Annotated in this window: 25 protein-coding genes and 1 pseudogene; 11 read left to right on the top strand and 15 right to left on the bottom strand. The window is 67.3% G+C overall.

The features are described 5' to 3' along the window. Positions 1-86 precede the first annotated feature (86 nt). Positions 87-677 (top strand): TetR/AcrR family transcriptional regulator, encoded by a 591-nt coding sequence (locus ACFYOY_RS26355; RefSeq protein ID WP_351879140.1) that lies wholly within the window; start codon positions 87-89, stop codon positions 675-677. A gap of 89 nt (positions 678-766) precedes the next feature. Here ACFYOY_RS26355 and ACFYOY_RS26350 read toward each other — a convergent pair whose 3' ends face one another. After that, the gene (locus ACFYOY_RS26350; protein WP_388590009.1) at positions 767-1,648 is read right to left on the bottom strand and encodes an SDR family oxidoreductase; all 882 of its coding nucleotides are present in this window, start codon (positions 1,646-1,648) and stop codon (positions 767-769) included. A gap of 86 nt (positions 1,649-1,734) precedes the next feature. Here ACFYOY_RS26350 and ACFYOY_RS26345 point away from each other — a divergent pair, with 86 nt between their 5' ends. Beyond that, a complete protein-coding gene (locus tag ACFYOY_RS26345; RefSeq protein WP_351879135.1) occupies positions 1,735-2,313 on the top strand; it encodes a helix-turn-helix domain-containing protein in 579 nt (192 codons plus the stop codon). 136 nt (positions 2,314-2,449) lie between these two features. Here the strand turns inward: ACFYOY_RS26345 and ACFYOY_RS26340 are convergent, their stop codons facing one another. Then, entirely contained in the window at positions 2,450-3,073 is a 624-nt protein-coding gene (locus tag ACFYOY_RS26340; RefSeq protein ID WP_351879132.1) for an NAD(P)-binding domain-containing protein, read from the bottom strand. 53 nt (positions 3,074-3,126) lie between these two features. Further along, on the bottom strand, positions 3,127-3,855 hold the full coding sequence (locus ACFYOY_RS26335; protein WP_388590006.1) for an SDR family oxidoreductase: 729 nt from the start codon (positions 3,853-3,855) through the stop codon (positions 3,127-3,129). Between the two features lie 197 nt (positions 3,856-4,052). Between ACFYOY_RS26335 and ACFYOY_RS26330 the strand changes: the two genes are divergently transcribed. Further along, positions 4,053-5,009, top strand: a complete 957-nt coding sequence (locus tag ACFYOY_RS26330) for a LysR family transcriptional regulator (protein WP_388590003.1) — start codon at positions 4,053-4,055, stop codon at positions 5,007-5,009. Positions 5,010-5,237: 228 nt separating this feature from the next. On the opposite strand, the gene ACFYOY_RS26325 is transcribed toward ACFYOY_RS26330, so the two are convergent. Next, on the bottom strand, positions 5,238-6,512 hold the full coding sequence (locus ACFYOY_RS26325) for a tyrosine-type recombinase/integrase (protein WP_388590000.1): 1,275 nt from the start codon (positions 6,510-6,512) through the stop codon (positions 5,238-5,240). 418 nt (positions 6,513-6,930) lie between these two features. Between ACFYOY_RS26325 and ACFYOY_RS26320 the strand changes: the two genes are divergently transcribed. Next, positions 6,931-7,164 carry an AlpA family transcriptional regulator gene (locus ACFYOY_RS26320; RefSeq protein WP_030577858.1) on the top strand — a complete coding sequence of 78 codons (234 nt, stop codon included), beginning with the start codon at positions 6,931-6,933 and terminating at the stop codon, positions 7,162-7,164. Between the two features lie 159 nt (positions 7,165-7,323). On the opposite strand, the gene ACFYOY_RS26315 is transcribed toward ACFYOY_RS26320, so the two are convergent. The 5 genes from ACFYOY_RS26315 to ACFYOY_RS26295 form a co-directional block, all read right to left on the bottom strand. Next, positions 7,324-8,124 (bottom strand): hypothetical protein, encoded by an 801-nt coding sequence (locus tag ACFYOY_RS26315; RefSeq protein ID WP_388589997.1) that lies wholly within the window; start codon positions 8,122-8,124, stop codon positions 7,324-7,326. A 155-nt stretch (positions 8,125-8,279) separates the two neighbouring features. After that, entirely contained in the window at positions 8,280-8,543 is a 264-nt protein-coding gene (locus ACFYOY_RS26310; protein ID WP_160310979.1) for a hypothetical protein, read from the bottom strand. 446 nt (positions 8,544-8,989) lie between these two features. After that, the gene (locus ACFYOY_RS26305) at positions 8,990-10,117 is read right to left on the bottom strand and encodes a PD-(D/E)XK nuclease family protein (protein ID WP_388589994.1); all 1,128 of its coding nucleotides are present in this window, start codon (positions 10,115-10,117) and stop codon (positions 8,990-8,992) included. Then, positions 10,114-10,887 carry a hypothetical protein gene (locus ACFYOY_RS26300; RefSeq protein ID WP_388589991.1) on the bottom strand — a complete coding sequence of 258 codons (774 nt, stop codon included), beginning with the start codon at positions 10,885-10,887 and terminating at the stop codon, positions 10,114-10,116. The genes ACFYOY_RS26305 and ACFYOY_RS26300 overlap by 4 nt, the downstream gene beginning before the upstream one ends. 299 nt (positions 10,888-11,186) lie before the next feature. Beyond that, positions 11,187-11,882 (bottom strand): transposase, encoded by a 696-nt coding sequence (locus tag ACFYOY_RS26295; protein ID WP_388589988.1) that lies wholly within the window; start codon positions 11,880-11,882, stop codon positions 11,187-11,189. A gap of 141 nt (positions 11,883-12,023) precedes the next feature. On the opposite strand from ACFYOY_RS26295, the gene ACFYOY_RS26290 reads away from it, so the two are divergent. Together ACFYOY_RS26290 and cutA are read left to right on the top strand one after the other, a co-directional pair. Next, a complete protein-coding gene (locus ACFYOY_RS26290; RefSeq protein WP_388589985.1) occupies positions 12,024-12,704 on the top strand; it encodes a hypothetical protein in 681 nt (226 codons plus the stop codon). Positions 12,705-12,983: 279 nt separating this feature from the next. Then, positions 12,984-13,310, top strand: a complete 327-nt coding sequence (gene cutA, locus ACFYOY_RS26285) for a divalent-cation tolerance protein CutA (protein WP_388589983.1) — start codon at positions 12,984-12,986, stop codon at positions 13,308-13,310. Positions 13,311-13,361: 51 nt separating this feature from the next. On the opposite strand, the gene ACFYOY_RS26280 is transcribed toward cutA, so the two are convergent. After that, complete coding sequence (locus ACFYOY_RS26280) at positions 13,362-14,204, bottom strand: hypothetical protein (protein WP_388589980.1); 843 nt, start codon at positions 14,202-14,204, stop codon at positions 13,362-13,364. A 265-nt stretch (positions 14,205-14,469) separates the two neighbouring features. Between ACFYOY_RS26280 and ACFYOY_RS26275 the strand changes: the two genes are divergently transcribed. The 5 genes from ACFYOY_RS26275 (at position 14,470) to ACFYOY_RS26255 (ending at position 20,208) form a co-directional block, all read left to right on the top strand. After that, entirely contained in the window at positions 14,470-14,892 is a 423-nt protein-coding gene (locus ACFYOY_RS26275; RefSeq protein WP_388589977.1) for a tol-pal system YbgF family protein, read from the top strand. A 172-nt stretch (positions 14,893-15,064) separates the two neighbouring features. Next, entirely contained in the window at positions 15,065-15,853 is a 789-nt protein-coding gene (locus ACFYOY_RS26270) for a hypothetical protein (RefSeq protein ID WP_388589974.1), read from the top strand. A gap of 391 nt (positions 15,854-16,244) precedes the next feature. Continuing rightward, entirely contained in the window at positions 16,245-17,474 is a 1,230-nt protein-coding gene (locus ACFYOY_RS26265; protein WP_388589972.1) for a hypothetical protein, read from the top strand. A gap of 182 nt (positions 17,475-17,656) precedes the next feature. Further along, positions 17,657-18,628 (top strand): caspase family protein, encoded by a 972-nt coding sequence (locus tag ACFYOY_RS26260; protein ID WP_388589969.1) that lies wholly within the window; start codon positions 17,657-17,659, stop codon positions 18,626-18,628. Continuing rightward, positions 18,625-20,208 carry a hypothetical protein gene (locus tag ACFYOY_RS26255; RefSeq protein WP_388589967.1) on the top strand — a complete coding sequence of 528 codons (1,584 nt, stop codon included), beginning with the start codon at positions 18,625-18,627 and terminating at the stop codon, positions 20,206-20,208. Before ACFYOY_RS26260 ends, ACFYOY_RS26255 begins: the two co-directional genes overlap by 4 nt. A 473-nt stretch (positions 20,209-20,681) precedes the next feature. Here the strand turns inward: ACFYOY_RS26255 and ACFYOY_RS26250 are convergent, their stop codons facing one another. The 5 genes and pseudogenes from ACFYOY_RS26250 to ACFYOY_RS26230 form a co-directional block, all read right to left on the bottom strand. After that, positions 20,682-20,999 (bottom strand): hypothetical protein, encoded by a 318-nt coding sequence (locus ACFYOY_RS26250; protein ID WP_388589964.1) that lies wholly within the window; start codon positions 20,997-20,999, stop codon positions 20,682-20,684. Between the two features lie 518 nt (positions 21,000-21,517). Next, on the bottom strand, positions 21,518-23,047 hold the full coding sequence (locus ACFYOY_RS26245; protein WP_351879124.1) for a UDP-N-acetylglucosamine 1-carboxyvinyltransferase: 1,530 nt from the start codon (positions 23,045-23,047) through the stop codon (positions 21,518-21,520). Between the two features lie 143 nt (positions 23,048-23,190). Beyond that, positions 23,191-23,743: pseudogene (locus ACFYOY_RS26240) on the bottom strand (Uma2 family endonuclease); the annotation flags it as partial. Between the two features lie 72 nt (positions 23,744-23,815). Then, the gene (locus tag ACFYOY_RS26235; protein ID WP_351879121.1) at positions 23,816-24,715 is read right to left on the bottom strand and encodes a LysR family transcriptional regulator; all 900 of its coding nucleotides are present in this window, start codon (positions 24,713-24,715) and stop codon (positions 23,816-23,818) included. Between the two features lie 234 nt (positions 24,716-24,949). Beyond that, on the bottom strand, positions 24,950-25,825 hold the full coding sequence (locus tag ACFYOY_RS26230) for an aminoglycoside phosphotransferase family protein (protein ID WP_351879586.1): 876 nt from the start codon (positions 25,823-25,825) through the stop codon (positions 24,950-24,952). Positions 25,826-25,972 lie beyond the last annotated feature (147 nt).

Below are 25,972 nucleotides of genomic sequence, written 5' to 3'. Positions count from 1 at the left end.
GGATACGCGATTAAGCGGAGCGACGTTCCGAATATACGGAGCGGAGTTCCGCTTGGCAAGCGCGGTCGTAGGACAGGAGCGCCCCCGTGAGTGAAGGCGACAAGCCGATGCCGGCCACCCCGAGCTCGGCCAAGCGCGCGGACGCCCGGCGGAACGAGAAGGCTCTGCTCGATGCCGCGGCGTCGGTGTTCGTCACGGACGGAGTGGACGCGCCGGTGCGCCGGATCGCCGCCGCGGCGGGCGTCGGCATGGGCACGATCTACCGGCACTTCCCCACGCGCGCGGACCTCGTCGTGGCCGTGTATCGGCACCAGGTCGACACCTGCGCCGAAGCCGGGCCCACCCTGCTCGCGACGGCGACGTCACCGTTCGCCGCGCTGCGTCAATGGGTGGAGCTCTTCGTGGACTTCCTGGCGACCAAGCACGGGCTGGCCGCCGCCATGCGCAACGATCCCGACGGCTTCACCGCCCTGCACGCGCTGTTCATAGAGCGCCTCGTGCCGGCTCTCGCCGAGATCCTCGACGCCGCCCGGGACGCGGGCGAGGTCACGGCCGACGTCGCCCCCTACCAGTTGATCCGCGCGATCGGCGACATCTGTGCGGGCGGAGAGAGGGCCGATCCGAAGTACGACGTGCGGCTCACCATTCGGCTGCTGCTCGATGGATGCCGACGCTAGAGGCCGGGTCACCAGGGTCCGGAGGTGAGGGTCTTCCGCTGCCGGCGCGAGCGCCGGCAGCGGGCCTGGCCGGTCTTCCCGGCCGCCGGTCAGGGCTGGATGTTCTCCAGGTCCTCCAGAAGGGAGGGGTGCTTCGGCTCCCAGCCGAGCGCCTCTCGGGTGTGGGTGCTGGACGAGGGCTGGTCGGTCGCGAAGATCGGGCCGAGGGGGCCGTAGGTCTCCGATGACACCGACTCGACCGGCACGTCCAGCCGTCGGCCGATGACCGCGGCGATGTCCCGCACCGTGTCTCCCTCATCGGCCACGGCGTGCCAGGAGCAACCGGCCGGGGCCAGCTCCAGGGCGAGCCGGAAGAGGACCGCCGCGTCGAGCGCGTGCACGGCCGGCCAACGCTGTGCGCCGTCTCCTGGGTAGCCGGATATTCCGGTCCGGCGTGCGATGTCGGTCAGCAGGCCGGCGAACCCGCCGGTGCCCTGGTGATGAACCGTGCGCGGCAGGCGTACGGCCGTGCTCCGGACCCCGCGCGGGGCCAAGTCGAGGGCCGCCGTGACCGCGCGACCGCGACCGCCGACCGGCCCATCGGTCATGGCGGGGTCGGCCTCGGTGGAGGCGCGGCCCGGCACATGGGGCGTACCCGAGGCGGTGACGAAGGGGCGGTCGCTGCCGACGAGTTCCTCGCCGAGGGTCGCGATGGCGGCGCTTTCCTCTGCGACCGCCTTCGCGAGGGCGTCGGGGCTGCTGAAGTCGTTGGCGAAGGCGAGGTGGATCACCCCGTCGGTCTGCGCAGCGCCGGCGCGAAGGATGTCCAGGTCGGCGAGAGCTCCCCGGAGCGGCTCGGCGCCGGCCGCCTCGGCGGCCAGTGCGGACGCGTCGGAGCGGGCGAGTGCGAGGACGGTGTGGCCGTTGCCGAGCAGTTCGGCGACGACGGCGGACCCGATCAGCCCGGTGCCACCGGTGACAAAGACGCGCATGGAAATTCTCCCGCAAGTGATGGGACTATTGTCCCGTCACTATAGCCGAGTGATGGGACAAGAGTCCCATCACCTATGATGGGCCCATGGGCAGATGGGAACCAGGGGCGCGCGAACGCCTCGTCGTGGCTGCCGTCGACCTGTTCACCGAGCAGGGGTACGACGCCACGACGGTCGCGCAGATCGCCGAGCGCGCCGGGGTCACCAAAAGCACGTTCTTCCGGCACTTCCCCGATAAGCGCGAGCTGCTGGTGGCCGGACAGGAGACGCTGAGCCGGCTGCTGGCCGAGGGGATCGCCGAGGCGCCCGATGGCGCCAGCCCGCTCGAGGCGGTCGCTGCCGGTCTCGAGCGCGCCTCGACCGCGATGGGCCCCGTCAATCGGGACTTCGCCCCTCGTCTTAAGGCGGCTGTCGCATCCAGCGCCGAGCTTCAGGAGCGTGACGCCCTCAAAAGCGTCAGCCTCGCGGCCGCGATGACCACCGCTCTGGTCGCCCGCGGCGTACCCGATCCGACCGCGGCTCTCGCGGGCGAGCTGGGCCTCCTCGCTTTCAAGCGGGGGTACGCCGAATGGTCCGAGGGCGACCGTGACGGCAAGGACGAGCTCGCCGGGTACGCCCTGGCGGCCCTGGACGAACTGCGTGCGGCGAGTTCGTCGCTGGGCTGACCGGACAACCTCACGGTGTTGTCCATGGACTGGATGGTGCGCGGGCTGCCCGCCATCCCGGCCCGGCAAGCGGGAGCCTGGCAGGCCGGGATGGCGTCACGCGCCGGATGCGCGGCAGCGGCGGGCGCAGATGCGCTCAGCCGGGAATGCTGACGCCGAGCGAGAAGCCGTAGTTCCCCACGCCATAGCGGCCCAGGCCCATCATCAGCAGGCCCGCTCCCTCCAGCCACTGCGCCATCTTCAGGTCGCCGGTGTCCAGCGGGCGCAGTCCGATGCTCTCGATGAACGCCGACACGCTCGCCTTGGCCTGCGCGTCGTCGCCGGCCATGAACACGTCCAGCGGGCGGCCCCCGGCCAGGACATGGCCGAAGACGGTGTTGAACGCCTTGACGACATCGGTGCTCTCGGGGGCGGCCTCGGCGATCTGCTGCGCGACGGAGGTGCCGTCAGGAGTGGCCAGCCCGGTGGCAGTGGGGTTGAACGGGTTGGTGATGTCGACGATGACCTTGCCGGCCAGTGCGTCCCCGTACTGGCTGACGACCGGCGCGGCGCTGGCGTAGGGCACGGCGAGGATGACGATGTCTCCGGCCGGGGCGGCGCCGATCTTTCCCGCCGTGGCGCCGCGGCCGAGCGCGCCGACCACGTCGGCGGTCTTGGCCGCGTCACGGCCGATGACCTCGACGGCGTTGCCGCCATCGAGCGCGCGGGCGGCGAGGACGCGGGCCATGTGTCCCAGGCCGATGATGCTGATGTCGCTCATGGTGAATGCTCTTTCCTCGTTGCCGTTCTTCACTTGTGCTGCTTCTGCCGGGTTCAGGACCAGCGCGCTCCGCCGTCCACGTGGAGGGTCTCGCCGGTGATGTACGGGTTGACCAGCAACGCGCGGGCGGCGGCCGAGACGTCGGAGGGATCCCCGACCCGGCCCACCGGCGCGGAGGTTGCGATCTGCCGGAACCACTCCTGCTTGTCGGGTACCGCGGTGTCCCAGTTGCTGGTGTCGATCACGCCGGGCGAGATGGCGTTGACCCGCGTGGGCGCCAATTCGACCGCGAGGGCGGACGCGAGCGTGCTCGCGCTGCCGTTGGTGGCCGCCATCGCGACGAGTCCCGGTGAGGGACGCCACGCGGCCAGGCCGGAGAAGAACAGCAGCGACCCCTTCTCGGCGATCAACTGGGCGAAGTGCTTGGCCAGCAGGATCGGGCCCACGACCTTGGCGTCGAAGGCCGCGAGCAGCGCGCGGCGTTCAAGGGAGGCGACCGGCCCGTTGCTCCGCTCCGTGGCGACGCTGACGAGATGGTCGAGTCCGTCGGCGGTCCTGACCTGATCCGCGGCTGCCTGGATCGACTCCTCGTCCGAAAGGTCGAGTGTCATAGGCCGGACGGCGTCCCCGATGGCCTTCGCCGCGACGGTCGTCTTCTCGATGTTCCGGCCCGCGAGGGTGACCCGCGCGCCCTCCTGGAGAAGGTCGGTGGCCAGGGCAGCGGCGATGTCCGAGCTGCCTCCCACGGTCAGAACGCGTTTGTCCTTCAATGAATACGGCATCGAATGCTCCACGCATATTGCGCAGGACAGGCGGTGCACCCATCCTCGTCGGCCAGTCCAACAGCCAGGGAGGTGCGGGTCCTTCCCGTCGGATCATCGATAAAAATACGCGCTGCCATAGATCCTTCTCATGCCAGGGGAGAGGAGCGCTCCATCGACGTCATTCATGCTTCCACCCGCTGCGATAAGATTGATATATGGCTACCCTCCGGGCGTTGGAGTGCCTCGTCGCGGTCGCGGACTCCGGATCGATCACGCAGGCCGCCCTGCTGCTGCATTCGTCGCAGCCCGCTGTCTCTCACCAGATCGCCTCCCTGGAACGCGAGGCCGGAACGATCCTGCTTCGACGTGAACCACGGGGGGTCAAGCTCACTCCCGCGGGGCGTGCCGCTGTCGCGGATGCCAGACGGGCGATCGAGGCGGCCGCCTCCGCGGTGAGGTCGGCACGTGCGGCGGGGCAGGCGGCCGGAGGGGTGCTGCGGCTGGTCAGCGCGCAGAGCCTCAGCGTGGCGCTGCTCGCTCCGGTCATTCGCCAGTGGGACCGCCGCTACCCAGGCGTAGCGATCACCTTGCGCGAGTCCACGTCGATGGACGAGGCACTCGGCCTCGTCGACTCCGACGAAGCCGATGTCGCCGTGTTGCCCACTCCCTCGTCCGACCGCTTCACGATTACTGCCGTCGCCGAGGAAGAGATCGTGCTGGCGACGACCAGCAGCCATCCGCTGGCCCGGCAATCGGCCGTACGCCTTGAGGATCTTGAAGGGGCGCCGCTCGTTCACTTCGCACCGGACAACGGCCTCAGTGCCTGGCTCGACCAGTCCTTCGCCCGCGCCGGAGTCCGCCTGGAGCCGGTGATGAGGACATCGGTGACGACCGCGGCACCACAGCTCGCGGCTGCCGGTCTGGGAATCGCCGTATGCCCCGTGAGTGCGGTCAGCGACGGCTTTCCGGGCGCCGTGCGGCCGTTCTCGCCGCGGTGGATCAGGCAGCTGGTGGCGGTGACGTCCGGTGAACCGGATCCGCTCGTCGCCCGATTCATCGGCAACCTGCGCAGTCACGGCGTGCGTGTGCCTCGCGGTGTGCGGGCTCAGCTCGCGGAGGGTGGCTCGTCGGCCGGTGGCTCGTCGGCCGGGACGCCGGGGCCGTCCTCCTGACCCTCGCCGCGCGAGCAACCCCAGCAGGCGAGTTCATCTCCGGCAAGAAGGTCCCACGGCTGCCGCCACACCTCATCCTGACGCGCTGCCTCGCAGGCCGGACAGGGTGCGGCGGCAGACGCGGCGTCAGATGTCCCGGAACTCATAGACAAGGCTTCTGACCTGTGCAAATGCCCCCTCTCGAAGATCATCTTGCACGGTTGTTGCACAAGCCGAGCGGAGCAGGAGTCACGCGGCCCTGGTGTAGGCGCTCCGGACCGCGATGCGGACCTTGGAACCGGCTCCCACGACCCGGTGCACGTATTTACGCAGGGTGAACGCGGGATCGGCGTGTCCGAGGCGGTCCGCGAGCGTGTACACGTCTACCCCGCCGTTGATCATCATCGACGCGTACAGGTGTCGGAGCGCGTGCATCATCACGTCGCGGGACTTCTCCCAGCGTCGTCCCTTCGCGTCGGGCTCAAGGGGCTTGATGAGGCCGGCTGACGCTAGGGCGGGCTTCCAGCGGTAGGAGTTGAACCAATTCGACTGAATGGCGGTCTTCTCCCGGGTGTAGAAGATCAGCCGCACCGTGACCGGGTCGCCGCCTTTGCTGCCCCACGGTCGGGTCACCTCGACCGGCGGGTACTTCTGCATGTGCTCGCGCAGGGGGATGGCCACGTCGTCGGTCAGCTCGACCCACCGGTCCTTCGGATCCTCGTCGCTTCCACCCTTGGGGAGGGCGTATGCCAGGAACGAGCCGTCGTGGACTACTTGCCGTTGCACGTGCACCATCGGGCCGTCCGGGTGCGCCCAGTCGATGTCATCTGGAGACAGGCCGAATATCTCTCCTTGACGAAGACCCAGGCCGCGACCGCAGTCGACGAGTGCCTTGTAACGGTCCGGCAATTCGGCGCGGATCTTCTCGGTGTCATCCCAGGCGAGGGTCAGATCTGCCCGGCCGCCACCTCCTCGCTTCGGCTTGGCGTCCTGCACCGATTTGGCGAGGCACGGATTTTTGTGTATCAGGCTGTCGTCCACGGCCAGGTCAAAGACGGCCCGAAGATTGTCGAAGACCAGGCGCAGCGTGGAACTTTCGAGCAGCCTGCGACGGTCGTGCAGCCAGTCCAGCAAAGACGAGGCGTTCACGTCCTTTACGCGCATCTTCCCAACTGCGGTAGGAACGACGTGCAGGAGAATCCGCTCCTTGTGGCGTCGGTAAGTCCGTGGATTCTTGTGTTCGTGCCCCTTGAGCCACGTAAGGGCGAGTTCACCGACCCTGACCTCCCCGGCGCGAGGGTTGATGTACGAACCGTCGTCCACTCCGGACCGCATCTTGGTCTCATGCCTGCGGGCTTCGACCTCGGTGCGGAACAGCTCTGTCTGCTGTACATCTTCCCTGTTGCGCCATCGGGCCTGCCACCGCTTCCCCGTCCCGTGATCCCGCGTCGGAACTTTGCCGTGTTCCTTGCAGGTCGACTCCCCGTCTTTCGGGCGCGACTTGTGCCAGCGGTCGTACGGCATCGACTCAACTCCTAGTTTCCAACGGCCCTTTGAGTCTATTTGTGGACTCTTTTTAATCAGGGCCATCGTCGACGGCGAGATTGTCTGCCCGTTCATCGCGCCCTGAGTGAATCGGATGTTGATCCAGGCGAGCTGAAGATGTCAAATGCATTCTTGGGGTCTTCGCGACAAAGGGTGCAGAGTGGTAGAGAAGATTTCACCTAGGCAAATGCTCGCTGAGGGTTCGACGAGGGCTCGCCGAACCCTCAGCGAAGATTCGCCTGTGTCCTTCGAGAGTTCGCAAGAGTCGTAGGCGTTTCGTCGAAAGGCCCTCTGTTTGGTCCGGCCGGAATTTAATGCAAACGTCCTGTGCACCACCACGGCGGAATACCGCTCACGTGGTTCTTTCCTGCCCGCTTCGAACCGTTCTGGAGTGCCCATGCGTCGAACCACTGCCCGCGCGGAAGAAGCCGCTAGTGGCGCGGGGGACCGTTGTCCCTTGATGAGCGCGGAGGAGCTGGCCGACTTCCTGGGCGTACCTCTGAATACGGTCTACATATGGAATCACCGACACCAGGGTCCGCGAGCCCACAAGGTCGGCCGCTATTTGCGCTACCGCTGGTCGGAGGTAGAGGCATGGCTGGAAGCTCAAGCAGTGAATCGCGCGACCTGATCGGCCAAGATTGGCTGGTGCCCTTGTCCTTGGTCGGGCGACAGAACCCGGCGTACAGCCCGACTCGTCTGCCGCCACCAGCGGCTTTGCCTTGAGAAGGGCCTCTGGCCTGCGTCGGAGGCTCTTTCTAGTGACGCGCCATCCTGAAACGGCACGGCCCTACGCCCGGTCGCGCCCGAGAGTCGTCTCGCTGAGCCCGAGGGCCATGCTGCCCATGAGCTGACGAGCGAAGTCCTCCAGAATCGAGGGGTTGGTAGCGAGGAACTCCATGACCCGCTCGGTTCGCTGCTCAGGCGAAAGCTCTTTCAGGTCCTGCTGCCATGCCAGGGTGGCAGCACCCCCATCCTCGACCTCGGCATTCACGATGAGGCTCCAGAGCGCCTGCTGGGCGTCCTCACGAGCGAGCCAAGTCATGAACATCTGCTGGAACTGCTGGCTCGTCACAGTGACCTTCGGGTCGCTGGGCGCGGTGGCCAGATCTTGGGAAGGCGCGTCCGCCTCGACCCCCGGGACGGCAGCAGGAGGTGTCGTCGTGGCCCCGGCCCGCAAGGCCTTCTTCTGGGCTCTGCGGGCCTGTTGCTTCAGCACCAAGGCTTCGCCCTTGGCAACGAGGACCGGCGCGGCCCGGGTGTGCCACCAGTGGGCAACGTGAGGTTTTGCGATTTCTACGAGACCCTCGATGATCTGGCCCGTGATGTCAGCCACGGCCTGTTGGCCGGGGGTGAGCTGAGGACGCTGATCCTCCACGTACTCGGTGACGTAGACGATCTCGGGCTTGTCTGTGAAACTTGACTCCTTTTCGGCCTTCAGGCGGATCTCGACGTGCTCCGGTCCCTTGTCACTCGTCTTGGGAGTGAACCCACGGCTCCAGCCTTTGCTCTTCCGCGAGTCGGCGAGGTGCTCGCCCTTGGGGATACGAACAACTGCGTCGACCTCGTCGTACTCCTGGTCCTCGGCCATGCGTCCTCGTCAGTGCTCGGGTCTTCCTCGGCGCTCGGTCGACGAGGAAGTCGCGGTAGTAGAACCTCACTCATGACCGTAGCTGCAGCGTCCGACGATTTGGCAGGTTCGGCGAGCATCGCATCAGCTGCCACAGAGCCGCAGGCCCACGGTTGTCACCAGTCCCCTTGCCGGATCCGCTCGTCGGACACGATCCCGTAGACGTACCGCCCAGAACGTTCGGGGCATCGTGGAATTTCCGACGGCCCCGCGATCGGCCATGCCTCCAGCGCTGACCTGATCTCGTGCCACTGCACGTTGCGCCGGCTCTCGACGATGACCAGGGTGTAGTGGTTGGTCCGGTAGGTGAAGGGCTTGCCGGTCTTCGTGTAGAAGACCTCGCCCTGGTGCTCCTCGATCCGAGGCCTCGCCGTCTCCATGTTGGGACCTACCGGCACCGGCTCGGGCGGAGGTGGCGGTGGCACTGGATGCCCGGCCCACCGGAGCCGTTCCTCCGGCGTTGGCTCCCGGCTTCTCCGATGCCAGGATGCGCTCCCTGGCACGGTGGTCGAGGTGACTGCCAGCTCTGTTCCGTCCGGCAGCACCCCACGGCCAGGCTCTCGGTAAGGCTCCGCAATGGTGATGTCACGTCGCTCATAGCCCAGCCTGCTGGCAGCTGACGCCAGGGTCCCCATCTGAGTGTTCCCGACGTACGACCACTGGTCCTCGCTCGCATCGTCCGAGAACTCCACGACGCCGACAAGGTAGACCCCGTCCTCGTTCGGGTCGCCGAAGAGCTGCCGCAACAGGTCCGGTCCAATGTCGCCCGTCATCTATCCGTCCACCCCTGCATCGCCGCTGTCAGATTCTCCGTCGATCAATGCGATCACAGTCTCCCTTGCGGCTGAGTCGCGTGCTGTGCCATCCGGGACCCGATCACAGCCACCCTGCTGAGCACCTCGGTGGCTTCCTTGAGTGTGGTTGAGGGCGGCAGCACGAAGCGCGCGCCGAACTCGACTTCACCGCTGAGCTTGGCCTGCTTCTCGCCGTAGCCGGCGCCGAGGAACGCTGGAGCGCCGAGCGCCTTGAGTCGAGCCACGCCATCCTTCTCCCACTGCAAGGTCTTGCGCGGCGGATGGGGTCTCCACGGAATCCAGTCCTCTTGGGCGAGGTACTCCTGCCAGAGCAGCGCCAGGTGATCCCAGTCGTAGGCCTTGGAGGAGGTGACTCGCTGCTGCACGAGGAAGAAGCGGAAGTCGACCCCGCGAAGCCCGCTGCTGTCGACGAGCTTGCCAACGTCCTGAGTCGGCAAGCTCTCGGTGGCTTCCCAGCGGACGGTGTAACCGCTGCCCGGAATCGGGGCGTCCACAATCGCGACGTACAGGCCACCGGAGCCGATCTCCCGGATGGACTTCGATGAGCCGCCGGGTAAGGCGACGTTGTCGTACATATGGGCAGCACGAAGCCGGAGGGCGAGGTACAGGTCGATACCGTCGATCTGATTCCAGACGGTGTGGCCATCCACCTCCGGCACCTGGGATTCGATGTGGCTCGTCCAGGCTGTGGCGGTCGTCGCGGCCCACGGCACCGGGGACGAGGCGAAGGGAGCGATGAGCTCCTCCCAGGTGAGATTCTGCCAGTCCTGGGCGTGGGTGGTGTCGAGGCGGATGCGCTGAAGCGAGACCGCCACGAACTGGCAGTCGTCTCGGTCCTCCTCGGCGACGTATCTGTAGTACCGCTCCAGCTGTTCAATTCCGAGGCCGGCAAGCAGCTTCACTTCGACGACAGCGACAACCTGACCGTTCGCCTCCACCACCAGGTCGGGGCGATCCGATGCCTTCCGGCCCCGCGACTTCGAGACCTCCCGACGGATCTGGAGCGGGCCAACAGCGTCGATCCCTAGGACGGAGCGGGTGATTGCCTGGTCGGCATTCATGAGGGTGGCGAGCAGATCGCTCCACGCGTTCTCGCTGTTGATCGAGAGCAGGAAGCGAAGGTCCGGAAGACTGCTCACTCGCTGCCCTCTCCCAGCTCCGCGTCGATGTTGAGCACGCGGATCCCGGACTGCGACTGCGCGAGGAGCACCGCAGCGTTCTCGGCAAGGCGACGGGCGGACTTGAGCCGCAGGTCCAGCTCGACATCGTCACCCCAGCGGACTGACGTTGCGATGGCGAATGCGATCGAACCACCGGACTCCAAGTGGCCGACGATCTCCTTGTGGATGCGGCGGCTGGTGCGCTGACTAGAGCGATCCGTCTTGGCGTTGCGGTAGTTGCTGGCTCGCCTGGCCAGCTCCACGGACTCCCCGATGTAGATCACGCGGATGCCGTCGTCGTCCGCACCGAAATCGTAGCGGTAGAGCCCTGGCGCTCGCGGGAGTCCGGGAAACCTCGGCAGGCCGACTTCGTCCAGCGTGATCGGGCCCGCGCTCAGCCACGAGAACGCAACGCGGACGTCGAGCGCCTCCAGTTCCTTGAGCTGGGACTCGTCGAAAGGCCCACGACGAGTCGCGCCGGTCAGCCGCGGGATTGAGCCGCTCTCGGTGGCCGAGGATCCGGCACCGATCAAGAACCCGAGGTTCTGCAGCCACCGCCGAGAGGCTTGCGACTGAAACCGGCTGCGCTTGGCACCTGTCGCAAGGGAGATGACCTGCTTGACCGGCCAATGCACACCATCTACTTCGACCCAGTACTCGCGGATCTCCTCGGGCACGTGACCAGCGAGACGCCTACGAACAAGCGTGGGCGTCAGCTCGAAGAATTCGCCATCGAGGATGAACTGCATGGAACGGAGGTTAGCCTCAATCGTTCATGAGTTCTCATCAGTTCGCTGACGGAAACGCTGTGCGTGTGGGGTGCGGCTTTTCCGGGGGTGAGGCCGCTCCTCCCGGACGACCAGCCTCATCCCCCTGGGTCAGGTGCCCAGGTCGGGCATATCGGCGATCTCCGCGGCCCAGGCGCCGGGCCGTTCGGTGCCGCCGGCGTATTAGGGCCGGCGTCCACGCCTTCTTAGGGATCTTCAGTACGGCTTGGTGGATGGCGTCGGTGATGGTCATTGCGACGGAATACGACAGCCACTGCCCATCAGGCGTGGATGCTGCCGCCGGAGTCGGTGAGGATCAGTGTCTGCCGTCCCAGCCGCAGAGCCTTGAGGAGTTGTGCCAGGGCGAGTCGGGCGGTTTCGATGTGGTCCGCGGCGGTGTTGGAGCCTGCGTTGCCGGGCCGCAGCAGGGCGGCCACCGGCTCCCCGGACCCGGCCTGGCCGTGGTCGACGAACGCGACGAGGGGGTGGTGGCCGAAGGCCTTCTTCCGGGTCGCGGTGGCGTCCTGTTTCTCGGAGTGCGCGAGGGTTAGCACTCCGCCGATGTCCACGATCACCTGGCCGTCGGTGGCCGGACTGTTCGCACCGGCCAGCTCCCAGACCCGCCCCGTGCTCGGGAACGTGCGTCCCGGATCGCCGCGTGGGCTTTCGGGCCGGATGCGGCGAGTCTGTCGATGACACGGAAGACTGTGGGATCGGAAGCCACCGGGCCGAACATCCGGCTCGGCCCGCAGCATGCCGATGTCGGCCAGACAGCCCCCGCCGAGTGCGACGGCCAAGGCCACATTCAGCAGGATCTTCCCCGGATCGTGCACGGCCCGCGGCTTGCGCCACGGCGTGAGTGCCGCCGATATCGCGGTGTTCAGAACGGACTTGCGGACCATCTCGGCCAGCAGCACCGACCCGGCCTGTGAGTGGAGCGTTTCGCCATTGTTGAGGGCGAGCTCGGTGATGGCCAACAAAGTAGAGAAGCCGTATTCTTGCTGTTCAGAAGCACGTCTCGCCTACGTGACCACCCGTCGGACAGCTCGCTTCATGAAAGCGCGAGGTTAGCGGTCAAACTGCGGGGCGGCGCAGAACTGACCCAGAACGGAGACGCCGTGACGGACCTCCCCGAAGAGGGCCAGCCCATCGAGGCCGTATCGACGGTGTACAGCGGCACCACCTTCCGTTCTCGGCTCGAAGCCGACTGGGCCCGCACCCTCGACACCCAAAGCATCCTCTGGCAGTACGAGCCCGAGCAATTCATTTTGCCGTCAGGGGCGCATTACCTGCCGGACTTCTGGCTGCCCGAGATCGGGACATGGCTTGAGGTCAAGGGGCCAGCCACCCCCCGCAAGGAAAAGGCCGTCGAGCTGGGCAAGGCGCGCACCTGCCGTTGCGACGGCCCCTGCGCCTGCGCGTGGCCCGGTGGCGAGATGGTCCTCCTTGGCTGGGTCGCGGAACGCGCCCACGGCGACATCAACGTGGCTCGCAGCCGGTCGGGCTACGCCAGTTGGGCTGCCGCTCACGGGCCCAGCGCGTACTTCGCGTTGTGCCCCTGGTGCGGGCTCAGACAGTGGATCACCCTGCGCCGTCCGTGGAAGTGCCGCGCCTGTCGCCGCAGTCTGGAAAGCGAGGAGCTGTACCAGCCCCACGACCGTGTGCTGCCTTTCGGGAGCGGCTCGGGGTGGTCTCCTGCGGACACGGTGGCCATCCGCAGGGAGATCGCCGAACAGATAGCTGAGGCAGAGGCCGCTGACTCGGAGGACTCTCGCTCGGAGGCCCCGTACGAAGCGTGAGGGCGCGGGCGCGTAATGCTCGCCCACTCGCGGGTGAAGGTCCACTCTCGCCCGGCACCGACTGGGCGCCGTGCTGCCGCCACGAGGCGGCGACACTTCGACGGCTCCCCAGGGACGGTCGGCTGGGGGCGCTGAACCCGGCAGGCCTGGAACAGATTCGCGCGCCCGGCGTTTTCAAATCATGGCGGCTCGAACACTACGGGCCGCCTCCGCCCCTCTCGCTGGCCTGCGTCGAACACATGGGTAGGGTCGCGGTACCCGAGGTGGAGAGGTAGCCGCATGGACCCCGAGATCGTGATCGCGCAGACGACGAGTGACGACGAGGAGCAGGCGAAGACCCTCGCCAGAGGCGCTGTTGAGAGCAAACTGGCGGCGGGCGTTCACATCGATGCGCCCATCACCGCCTTCTACTGGTGGCAGGGGAAGGTCGAAGCGGCTCAGGAGTGGCGGATCTCCTACATGACGTCGGCGGATCGCCTCCCCGCGCTTGAGGCATGGCTGCACGAGAGGCACCCGTACGACGTCCCCCAGTGGGTCACGCTGCCTGTGACCGGAGGGTCGGAGGCGTACTTGTCCTGGGGCGTCGACGAGACGCGTCCGCAGTAGAGGTCACCACCGCAGCGCCTCGCTCTCACCGAGCCCGTGCGCTTGGACGCTTCACAGCGTCGCGAACGTCAGCAGGTGGCTGGCCAGAGCATGCTCGGTGTCGGGGAGCCCGGCAGCGATGGCCCGCGCCCGCTGACGGCCCATGGTGTTGGGCTTCGACTCCGCCGCTGCTGCGAACTGGTGCGCGACGTAGGCCCCGCGGTCTACGTCGCCGCCGCGCAGAAGTGCGGACGCCAGGTCCCCCAGGACGACCACACCGGATTCGGGTAGTCCACCGCCGAGGCGCTCGACTGCGGAGTCGGCCGTGGCCGTCAGCTCCTGACGCTTGAGTTCGCCGTAGACCGAGAGGGTTAAGGAGTCCATCCGATACGGCGTCACGAAGCGGACCCACGCCTGCTCGCTCGTATGGTCGGCGAAGTCATAAGCGAACTTGGCTTGGTCCAGCGCGCGAAGGGCGCCAGCGTCATCGCCTGACTGGGCGGCCTCCTCCGCGTACCGGCCCAGGGCCCATGCTGCGGCGGTTGCGTTGCCACGTCCGCGTACGTCCTGAGCTGCCTGCGAAAGCATCTCCAGCGACTTCACAGGGCTGGGGGCACCGTAGCTCGCGTAGCCCAGAGCCAGGGCGCGCAGAGGGGGGTGCCCAGCCTTCTTCGCGCACTCCGAGGTCACTCCGTAGTAGGAGGTGGCCTTGTCGTGCTCGCCGAGGTCCCAGGCAACCCATCCGGCTAGAGCTGCGGTCTCTCCCGCCGCGATGGTCAGCGCTCGCTCGTGGGTTCCGGCGCGGGGAAGGGCTGCGGTGATCGCGTCCAAGTGTGCCTCGACCCGAGACTGCAGGCTGAGCGCGCTCTCGTTCAGCTCGTCCACATGCAACCGGGCCGCATGATCAATAAGCACCCCGGCTGACTCAGGGTCGATCTTGGAACCCTTGCTGAGTGCATAGGCCAGCCGGCCCCACTCCGTAGTTCCCTCGCCGCTCGCGCCCCCACAGGAAGCCGCACCGCAGGGGCCGGCGACAGGCCCTGCCGCACTGACCGAGCAAGAGGCGGACGCGGTTTCCGACCGGGCGGCGGGGCTGGCTCAGGAGGGCCAGTTCACCCAGGCAGCCGACGCACTCGCCGAGGCCATCGCGAGAGCCGCTGACCCGGAGCTCAGAGAAGGTATGCAGTTCAGCCTCGCCCAGGTGAAGTTCCTGGCCGGAAGCCACCGCGAAGCCCTCGCGCTCTTTGAGCCGCTCGCCCACCAATACACCGACCGCTACGGCGACGACGACGAGCAAGCCCAGCTGTGCTGGTACTACGCCGCGCAGTGCCGAATGGAACTCGGCGAAGCCACTGCCGCCATCCAAGCCTTCGACCGCGTCAGCGAGACCACGCCCGCGCCCGACGACGAGGACGCCGTCAACCGCTACTTGGATGCCCTCGCACGACTGATGAGTCTGTACGCCGCGACCGAAAGCCTCCATCAGGCACTGCACGTAGGCGACCGGCTCCGATCGGAGACCTCCCGCATCCGGGGAAGCGGCTGGCCGGGGCTGGCGCAGATCGACGCCTATCTCCGCCGCCTTCGCCAGGACCTGGGCTAATCGACTGAAGGATGGCTATCGCGCCATTGATCATCCCCCCCTGGAAGCTAGTGGAGCAGTAGACCCCGGTCTCGCCCTGGCAGCGAGCTCGCTGACCGGATCGTCTCCTAAACAGGTGCAGTTAGAGAATGACTCCCGAAGAATCGACCAAGCCTGCGTATGGAGGAAATGAATGGTAAGGAAAAGAGTCGAGATTGAGTACGAAGAGGGAACGCAGCTTGGGCGATCAAAGGATGGTGATGGTGCATCGAGCCCAAATCTGTTCATTCCTGGCGCGAAAGGGGTTAAGGGGCAAGTCAAGATTTATGACATCGACGAGAGTGAAGGGGATTCGCTAACGGGCTCGCCGTCGGTCGTCTATGTCACCGACGAGCACAGGTCGGATTCCCGAGCGCGGGAGCGCTTGGAGCCCGAGGAGATAGTCGAGGCTCTGGTTATTCTCATCAAAGCTGCGGAATGGGCTGCACCACGCCTCAAGAGATGGTGGAATTCTCAGGCCCGCCCGTTCGTGAAGTCGACGCGCGACAGACTTGCCCAGACTCGCAAGGCTGACAGTCAAGCCATCACTCCTGAGACGTCCACCTTGGTCGAATCTTCATCTCCAGAGGCTTCGCGCGAATTGGTTGCCGCGCTCGAAGGGTATAGAGCCAGCATGAGCAGCGTGGAAGCGCGGGAGCGCTTTGTTGCGGCTTTGCTGGCCAGGCTGTTCAGTGAAGAGCAGTTGAAAACTCTACGCAATGCTCGGATCGAGGGTGAGGATGGCCCTTTGGTGCTGAATGACGTAATGGAGTCGCTTACGCCTAAGCAAGTTGAGGACAGCATCACACTGATGCTTGAGATGAATCCCTCGTTGCTCGACGAGGAGACGTTGGCCGACATCGGGAAGGCCCTCAAGGGAGGTCGCGTCGAGTGGGCGCCTTCGATTGAGAAGCGAACCGAGGGAAAGAGGCACTACTCCTGACTGACGGTGTCATCTAGTCCTCCCTCGGAAGTGCCAAGAACCACCCACGCTTCTGTGACACGGCCGCCGATACGTAGTAGCGATCCGTTGGGAGCGCAGGGTTATCGCAGGAGGTCTATGGGAAGCCGACAACCGTGTGAACCCGCTTCTTGTCGCCGGCGATACCCTTCCCGGCGGCTAGCCCGTGGCCGGACGCCTTTGGATGAGTAATGCGACGTAGCTCAGGCCAACGGCGACTCCGTTCGATCGAGGGCCTGTGGGCTTGGTCAGGGGATCGTGACTCCTGGTCCCTTCTGAGTGGTTGGTCCGTTTGTTTGTGAAGCCCGGCGCTTGGCCGTCTCGGGCTGAGCCCATTGGGCATAATGGGGTACTTGGGGAAAGGGGGGGAAGCATGCCACTGGTGCATGTTCACGGCATCGGAAACCGGGAGCGCGAGGACTCCGGCCGAGCCTCGGTGCGAAATGCTCTTTATCGGCGCTACGTGCTCGCGAGCCTTCGGTGCGCGCCAGACACGCCGATCGCCAGTCCGTGGTGGGGCGAGCTTGTCGCCGAACCGGCGTGGGATTGGGCCTCGCTCGATACCGGCCAGGCGGAGCGACTGGGCGGGCACGAACCGGTGAGCGAGGCACGTTCCATGGCCGCCGACCTTGCCGAGGCCGCCGGCAGCACGGAGGGAACTGCCCTCCTCACAGCGGCGCATACCTCGCTCCAGTGGTCGATCGACTCTCTGTGCACCGCGCTTGCCGAGGCGGAGGACGGTGATTGGGAGGCCGCGACGTTCTGCGGCCTCGCCACGGAGTACTGGGCGGCAACGACGAAGGCGGGGGAGCACACAGACGGAGTCACGGTCTTCGCATGGCTGGACGACGTGGCCGACGACACCGAATTCCTTGAACGGTTAGGAGAGGAAGCGGCCGCCTGGCGGGCGAGGACGGGAACGCCATCGAAGAGTCCGGTGCCCCGGTCTGCTCGCGAGAGGTTCGGAACATCACCCCGGACGGTGCCGCGTGCCGTCGCCAAGGCGGCCCACCGCATCAACCGCTGGGCCGCGGGAGGCATCACCCGTCCCCTGGCGGCCGGTGCGCGGGCGACAGTCACCAAGGGAACGGCCCTGCTGCTGGGCGACATCGTCAGCCTCTTCACGTCACGTAACCGAGCTTCGGGAGGCCCGGTCGTGGAGCTGGTGCGTGACGCACTGGACGCAGCGGCCGAGGTGGCGGACAGACGTAAGGAGCCCCTGGCCGTCGTGGCCCACAGCATGGGCGGGAACATCGTGTACGACATCCTGTCGCACGATCGTCGGGGATTGCGCGTCGATCTCCTCGTGACCGTCGGCTCCCAGGTCGGCCTGTTTGAAGAACTCAAGCTGTTCCGCTCCAGTGACCCGGCCGTCCCTGACCGCCACCGTGGACCGCTCCGTGTCCCCGCTATCACGAACGTAGGGCGCTGGATCAATGTCCTCGACCGCGCCGACCCGCTCGCCTTCGCCGCATCACCCGTCTTCGACGGTGCCGAGGACCTTGTCTTCGGCACCGGGGCGTGGTGGGCGCACGGTGCGTACACCACGTGCCCGCAGTTTCACTACCGCCTCGCCGCGCGCGTGGGGGGCGAGGCCGTATGACGACGCTCTGGGAGAGCGGGGACGCGTCCGGTCCAGCGGTTCACGCACTCGTACTCGGGGTGGGCGGTTACGACTGGCTACACGGAGGGCGCAACCACGTGCCCAGAAGGTCGGGCGACAGACTGTCGCGGAGGCTGCGGCAGTTGACGTCGCCGCCCGCTTCGGCCCGTGCGTTCTGTTCCGTGCTGCAGGACCAGCTGAGCAAGCACTCCGGACATCCCCTGGGGAGCATCGAGGCGGTGATCAGCGAGCCGCACGGTCTGAGCGCCCCACACCCCGGTGGGGGCCGGGCGAGCCTCGCCGATGTGCAAGAGGCCTTTGGCGCCTGGTACGACCGATGCGACAGCCACGCCGACAACATCGCCTTGTTCTTCTTCTGCGGGCACGGCGTGCAGCTCGGCGCGCACGGCGACCACGCCCTCCTCCTGCAGGACGCAGGGCACGATCCGCATCACTACTTCCAGAACGCCGTCGACATCCGCCGCACCATCCAGAATATGCGGGCCAACCGCTCCTCGATCCAGTGCTTCTTAATCGACGCGTGCCGGGACTCCCACGACCTAGACCTCGACTACGAGACGCTGAACGCCACCCCGCTCGGGCAGTCCCGCGTCCGTGACCGCGAGCCCGAGCAACTCGTGGTCCTCTCGACCTCGGCGGGCGCACCGGCCTATGGCGACCCCGACCGTCCCACCGTGTTTACACAGGCCGCGCTACGGGCTCTGTTCTCGCCGCAGCCAAGTAGCAGTGGCGACGACTGGCAGGTCACCACCACCAGCGTCGGCCCCGCCATTAACGGCCTCATGGGGTGGCCCGGCCTGTCAGCCGGCGCCTCCACCGAGCAGCAGTGCGTGATCACGGGGCAGGTGCGCGGCGGCACGCTGTTCCGGTTCACCGAATGCCCCGGCGTGCCTTTCCACTTCGATACGGATCCACCGGATTCGCTTGCCGCCGCGGACTGGACACTGCGAGACGCCCGAGGAAACACGACGGCCTACCGTGCGCCCGCGAACGAACCCTGGTGCGATTCCGGGCCACCGGGGCCAGGAGAAGTGCAGGTCGAATTTGCCGATGGTCCGTATGCCGCCACCCGACAGGATGTCTGGCTGCATCCGCCCTGCTACGGACGGATGTTGAAGGTGGACGCCCAGTGAGCTTCCCCTCAAGCGGCATCGAGATCCCCTTCCGGCCCCCGCACGTGGCGACTGCGAAGTTCGGGACGGTAATCGGCGTCATAGAAGTCATCGACCAGAGCGGCCGAACCCGCCACACCATGCCGTTACGCGCCGGCGTCCACGGCCGGCTGCGGTTGCACGGGGCGGAACGTTGTCTGGTTGCCGCATGGTCGCCTTACGTTACGCTGCGCCCGACCGTTGTCACCGTTCGCTCGGAAGAGATCGATTTCGGGCGTCTCGTGGCTACCGGCGCCGCCGCCTCAGCCACTGGTAGCAGGAGCAAAGGGTGGCTGAGACTGTGGCACCGCTCAGCCGGCCAGTGGGTACCGTACGAGCTCCCGGCCGCGTCAGACGCCGACACACTTTCCGGCCCTCGGCCGGTCACCCCGCCGCTCTCGGAGACTCCGGGAGACGCTTTGGTTCTACAAGCCAAGGTGGGGCGGGGGCGGCCCGCTTGCACCGTTGTTCCGGGCAATACCGCGATCGTGCTTCGTGCCGCCGCCGGGCGGTATGTCGGCCGGGTTGAAGTCTGGCCTGCCGCGGATTCGGGCTTCACGCTGCTCGAGGCGCTGCGCGCAGGCCGTATGGAATGGGCCGAGACCATTGAGAGCATCTGGTGGGACGAAGCTCCTGCCATGGCCGCCGGACGCCGTTCGGGTCCCTCCCTCTTCGACCTCGCCGTTGGCTACTTGTACGTCCTCCGTGGCGAACCACAGGAGCTCGAACGCCGGCTTGAGCAGATGGGCAGTGGCGTACGTGCGAACGCGCTGACGGGGCCGGATGTCGCCGCCCTTCGGCTGTGGCTTGCCCTCCGTACCCGCCGGGCTGGCGACGCTGTTGCTGAACTGGAACGGATCGACGAGGAGCGTCTGCTGCCTGCTGTCGCCGAAGGTCTTCGGATTCTGTCTGAGCTGTCTCCCCCGACCGCCGCCCGCGAAGCCTGGTCTCGGCTCACCCTGCCGCACTGGTTGCCGCCCTACCTCAACGCCACTGCCCCTACCACTTTCACGCAGTACACGGCGGCAGCCCCCGACCGGCCCTCCCGGCGACCTGCGCGTGATGAGGTGGCTCTGCCGACGGGTGAGGTGTGGACGTTCACGCTTTCCGCCGCACAGGCCGGTGGCGGAGGGCACGTACGGTGGTCCCTACCGGAACGTGACCCCTGGGAGATCGCTGCCGCAGCCGCGGAGGCACCGTCAGAAACCCAATACCAAAGCGCGGATGGGCGCTGGGTGCTCACAGCGCGCCATGAGGACCCGCGCCTGCTCTGGGAGGTGTCGGTCCATCTCCTCACTGGTCCCGCCGACGTGTCGGTCACCTTCACCACCCCCCACACGGCGCACATCCTGTTCACCAACGAAGCGGCAGGCGATCTCGACCGAGAGCTGCGGCGATGGATCGATGATCACGATGGCGACCAAGGTCTGCGGTTCACGCTGCAGTCCTCGGCCCAACGCACCGGACCGTTGCCACCACGAGCATGGGGATCGTGGCTTCCCCTGCTACGCGAGTCCATCCGGAACACAGCGTCCGGGGAACTGGGCAGCTGGGGCGAGTGACATTGAGCGACGACGAAAGTCTTGGCGAGGAAGGTATTGCTCGCGGCGCGATCCCATGCGGTCGCGGTTGCCCAGCTTGCGGTAGACGTTCTCGACCTCGACGGGCTTATGCACGGCGCGGACCGAGATATCGACCTGGCCGCCGATGGTGTCCACAGTGTGGGCGCCAGTAAGCGGTAGCACCGTCGTCTCGCGCGGCGTCAGCGCGCTCCCCTCCGCCCGCTCGGCGGGGCCGATTGCCCACCGAAGAACTCCGTTCCTTCACCGAGGAGGCGCGGGGCTCATTCGTGCGTAAGGGTGTCCTGACAGCGATCGAGGAGGTGCGCCCTATCTAATGCGTCGCAGTACGCCCATTGCCAGTGGGCGGAGCCTGAAGTGCGGCGAGCTTGGGCCTGCCGCCACCGGTCACGATGCCTTCCCACGTCCTGTGGTCTCGGACCTCTGAGGTTCCCCCGTTGTTCGGGAGGTGCTGATCAGCTGTTCAGGGCGGGTTGATGGATGCTCAGGTTCGCTTGTTCGGCCATCGCCCGGTCGGCGTAGTACTGCTCCTCGAATGCGATGGGGCTGAGGTAGCCGAGCCGTTTCTGGATGCGCGCCGGCTGTTGTCGAAGCCGTCGATGTACTCGAAGAGCGCCAGGTTCGCCTCGGCCCGGGTGGCAAAGACGCAGCTGCGGAGCAGGCAGCGGCCGCCGACCGACGCTCGCGCACCAGGCAGTGAAGGCGGCCATGTCGGCGGAATACATCAGGCGGGTGGAGTCGGTCAGCTGTCGGTCGGTCTCGGCGGTCCCCACGGCTATGTACTGAAGGCCAGAGCCTGGGGCGCGGAGGCCTGTCCCGCTGCTCATCGTAGGGCGGCCCGACACCCCGCTGGCCCGGACGTCACGGCGGGTGCTCCCACGAGGTGGGCGCAGGCTCAGCCGTCACGGCGCCCGACTACGACAGAGGACCCGCGCCCGCGTGGTGCGGGTCCTCTTCTGCGTGGCGAAGTGGTCAGCCGGAGGACTCGGATGCGCGGCCGGAGACGTCGGGCAGATGGCGGGTCACCTCGTCGACCAGACGCGGTCGGCGTGACACGACCGGCATCGGATGTTGCGAGGCCACTTCGGCGACAACCCTTAGTAAAGACTGACGGTAACTCAGGTTTTCTTGACATTCCGTCAGCCATTCAAGATCATCTTGCACATGCATTGCACAAGGTGCTGGAAAATGACAGAGATCAGTGGAAGGCCGTGAAGATAGGTATCCGCAGGTCAGCTGCCACGTTGAGGTGTCGTGCCCCTTGCCTCCAAGGGGCACGACACCCCGCCGGTCAGATGTCGCGGAAGGTCTCGATCTGGGCGCCGATCGAGTTCAGCCGCTCGGCCAGGTCCTCGTAACCCCGGTTGATGACGTACACGTTGCGCAGGACCGAGGTGCCCGGCGCGGCCATCATCGCCAGCAGGACGACCACCGCGGGGCGCAGGGCGGGCGGGCACATCATCTCGGCGGAGCGCCAGCGGGTCGGGCCCTCGACCAGGACGCGGTGCGGGTCGAGCAGTTTGACGTGGGCGCCGAGCCGGTTGAGCTCGGTGAGGTAGATCGCGCGGTTGTCGTAGACCCAGTCGTGGATCAGCGTCGAGCCCTGGGCGACGGCCGCGATCGCCGCGAAGAAGGGCACATTGTCGATGTTGACGCCGGGGAAGGGCATCGGGTGGATCTTGTCGATGGGGGCCTGCAGCTTGGACGGCCGCACGGTCAGGTCGACCAGCCGGGTGCGGCCGTTGTCCGCCGCGTACTCCCGGCCGCGCTCGTGGTCCAGCCCCATCTCCTCCAGGACGGCCAGCTCGATCTCCAGGAACTCCACCGGCACCCGGCGGATCGTCAGCTCCGACTCGGTGATGACGGCGGCGGCCAGCAGGCTCATCGCCTCGACCGGGTCCTCGGAGGGCGAGTAGTCCACATCGCGGTCGATGTGGGCGACGCCGTGGACGGTCAGCGTCGTGGTGCCCACGCCCTCGACCTTGACGCCCAACTCCTCCAGGAAGAAGCAGAGATCCTGGACCATGTAGTTGGACGAGGCGTTGCGGATCACCGTGACACCGTCGTGCCGGGCGGCCGCCAGCAGCGCGTTCTCGGTGACGGTGTCGCCCCGTTCGGTCAGCACGATGGCGCGGGTGGGCGAGACGGAGCGGTCGACCGCGGCGTGGTACATCCCGTCGGTGGCGGTCACTTCGAGGCCGAAGTGGCGCAAGGCGGTCATATGCGGCTGAACGGTGCGGGTGCCCAGGTCGCAACCGCCCGCGTAGGGAATCCGGAAGTGGCTCATCCGGTGCAGCAGCGGACCGAGGAACATGATGACGCTGCGCGTCCGGCGCGCGGCCTCGGTGTCCATGGTCTCGAGGTCCAACTCGGCGGGCGGCACGATCTCCAGATCGGCGCCGTCGTTGATCCAGCGGGTGCGTACGCCGATGCTGCCCAGGACTTCGAGGATGCGGTAGACCTCCTCGATCCTGGCGACTCTCCGCAGTGTCGTACGGCCCGCGTTGAGAAGCGTGGCGCACAGCAGCGCCACACACGCGTTCTTGCTCGTCTTGACGTCGATGGCACCGGACAGCCGACGGCCGCCGACCACCCGAAGGTGCATCGGGCCCGCGTAGCCGAGGGAGACGATCTCACTGTCCAGGGCCTCACCGATCCTGGCGATCATCTCAAGGCTGATGTTCTGGTTTCCCCGCTCAATGCGGTTGACCGCACTCTGGCTTGTACCGAGCGCCTCCGCGAGCTGGGACTGGGTCCAGCCTCGGTGTTGGCGGGCGTCACGGATGAGCTTGCCGATACGTGAGAGGTAGTCGTCAGTCATGCAGAAGAGGCTATCTCAGATATGAGATGCGCATGCGACCGGAGGGGGCGAAGGAGTGACGGCCGTCCGGGTGCGGTTCCTCTCGTAGCCAAGCACCATTCCTGGCCGGGACCCGCGTCGCGGGCGGCTGAAGCCCATCGGAAATCGGAGGTGTCCAGCTCCAGGTCGAACGGCTCCGGGAGCGCGAGCGGGGTGCCGAAGGGATGGGGGCCGTCCACCTTTGGTGTATCCGAGGCCGCCGGGCACCGAGTAGAGCGTGCAGGTGCGCTGCTGCCGGTCGACCAGGAGATACGGCGGGGCGCCGTACTCGGCGTAGCGGCGCCGCTTGACGACCCGGTCGGTGTCCCCGTTCGCGTCGGAGGTCACCTCGACGATCAGGAGGGTCTGGTCGGGGAGCAGGGCTCCGGCGCCTTTGGCCAGGCCCTGGAAGACGACGGCGAGGTCCGGTACAAACCAATTGGTGGTGCCGGGAAGGTCCAGATCCCCGGATCCGGTCATGCAGTCCAGGGCGTTCACCACCGGCGTGATGTGCTCCCGGATCTTCGCGACGGTGCTCTCGTGCTCCCAATCCGGTGACAGCGGTTCGATGAACCCTTCGATGACCTGTACGCGGTCGAAACCACGGATGCGCTGGACCGCGTACTTGAGGGCGGTCTCGGGGTCGTCGGTCGGGTACGCGGGTGATTGCGTGCTCATCGGCCCTCCATCGGGTATCGGGACGCGAGGATCGCAGCCGATATCCGGCGTGGTGGGGATCCGTCTCACGGATCACCCGTACCGGTGACGATCCCCCGTCACCACCGCCGCCAGCGTCCGCGCCGGGCCGTCGACCGCGGGGCCGTGGAGGAGTTCGGTGCGGTGGACCAGGCGGGGGGCGATCAGGGGGGCCGTGACGATGCCGGGGGCGCCCTTGGTGGCCGGGTGGGGGAGGAGGGCCAGGCCGTGGCCCGCGGCGGTGAGGGCGACGAGGCCGCGTACATCGGTGCCCTCGTACGTCAGCGAGGCGCGGAAGCCGCCGCTCCGGCTCACCGCGCGCAGCTGCGCCAGCGGCATGGCGGCGTCCGGGGCGTCCAGCCAGTGGGCGTCGGCGAGGTCGGCCAGCCGCAGGCCGAGCCGGCGGGCCAGCGGATGGCCGGTGGGCAGGGCCACCACCAGTGGGGCCTCCGCGACCGTGACCGCGGTGAGCGGACCCACCTCGGGCAGCGGCAGGGCGTCGGCGGGGGTGGCCGGGCCGTCGACCAGCCCCAGGTCCAGCGCCCCGGACGCCACCGCCGCCGGGATCTCCCGGCGGCCGAGGATGCGCAACGAGGCCCGGATGGCCGGATGCGCCTGGCGCACCCGGTCCAGGGCCGCGGCGATCCTCGGGGTCATCGCCAGCGGCGAGGCCCCCACCACCAGCCGGGCGGCGCCGGACCCCGACAGCCGCTCGACATCGGCCCGCGCCGCGTCCAGCCGCAGCAGCAGCGGACCGGCGTGTTCCAGCAGCCGTGCGCCCGCGCTGGTGAGCATGACCGGCCGCCGGGTCAGCAGTGACGTGCGCAGATCCGCTTCGAGGGACGCGATGTGCTCGGAGACCGCCGCCGGGGTGAAGCCCAGCTCATGGGCGGCGTCGGAGAAGGATCCGCAGCGGGCCACGGAGACGAACGTGCGGAGCAGGTGCGGGTCCATTGCAGCAGTATCGCGGGGGCCGGGGTGGCTCAGTTCCGAACTCGGAGGTGACCGGGGCCGGTTCGGGCCCGGTCGTCGTCCGTTCCGGGGCCGTCGGTCGCGTCCGCGCACATGCTCATGGCCTCAGGTCTAACGCGGAACGCCGCCCCTCGGAGCCCTTCCGGCCGGCGGTCACCCTTACCGGTGAACGCCGGTGTCCCGTCTCATCGAAGGCCGAGCGGTCTCATCGTGTTCTCACCGGGCCAACGCGAGCAGTTCATCGATCACCGGCTCCTCACCACCGTTACCGAGGTGGGCGATGGCCGCGAACGGGGCGATCACCTGGCTCCAGGCGTGGAGCCGGTCGCCATCGAACCCGCACGCCGCCGCCACGCGCGCGCAGCGGGTCTCGACGCCCTCCAGCCCGGCGCCGGCCACGACGTAGTCCACAGCGTCGAAGCACGGATCACCCACACATGCCTTCGGATCGATGGCCATCAGACCGCGCTCCGCGCCACCGTCGAGTACGTTGCCCAGGTGCAGGTCACCGTGGAGCAGCACGGTTGTCGCTTCCGTGTCCAGCAGCCGCTCACACCGCTGGATGGCCCTGTCCCACGCAGTGACATCCATACGTGCACTGATCGCAGGCTCGGACAGCCGCCTACCGACACGGGCGAAGGCCTCCTCGCACCGGCCGCGCAGCACACGCGGCGGCCGCGGAGGCGGAGCGACCCCGTGCAGCGCGGCGAGCAGATCCGACCACTGCCCGGGAAGCGAAGCAGCAGGCATGTCCTCCGCCGGCGTTCCGGGCACGACCTCTTCCAGCACCATTGCGCCCGCGTCCTCGTCGACGGCCAGCACAGCGGGCACCCTGCCCGAGGCCGCGAACCACCCCAACATTCCGACCTGCTCGACCAAAAGGGCCCGATCCGGACTGAGCTTCAGCACCGCGGGCCTGCCGTCGGGCCAATGGCACCGCAACGTGACCGACGAAGCACCATCCGGTAGGGATTCGCCGAGGGAAAGGTCCCAGCGGGACGTCAACCGTGCAATCAGGTTCGGCGTGTCAGCGCACCATTCGGCAACCTGTGGACCGAATCGACGAACCAGCCGCGTCGTTACGCTGTCCACATCCACCCGGAGTCGTTTCACACGGGCCAGTCTGCCGCTCCCGGTCCTGGCCCACGGTGGGTGACTTCCCGGAAAACTGCTGCCGCCCTCGTTCCACCGGAACCGCCGTACCGGGGCGACGTCCTCGAACCGGACGTCCCACACACG

The sequence above is a fragment of the Streptomyces sp. NPDC007875 genome, assembly GCF_042868035.1.
Classification (GTDB): domain Bacteria; phylum Actinomycetota; class Actinomycetes; order Streptomycetales; family Streptomycetaceae; genus Streptomyces; species Streptomyces antimycoticus.
Note: the sequence above shows the minus strand (reverse complement) of the source record. Positions and strands in the feature narration are given on the sequence as shown.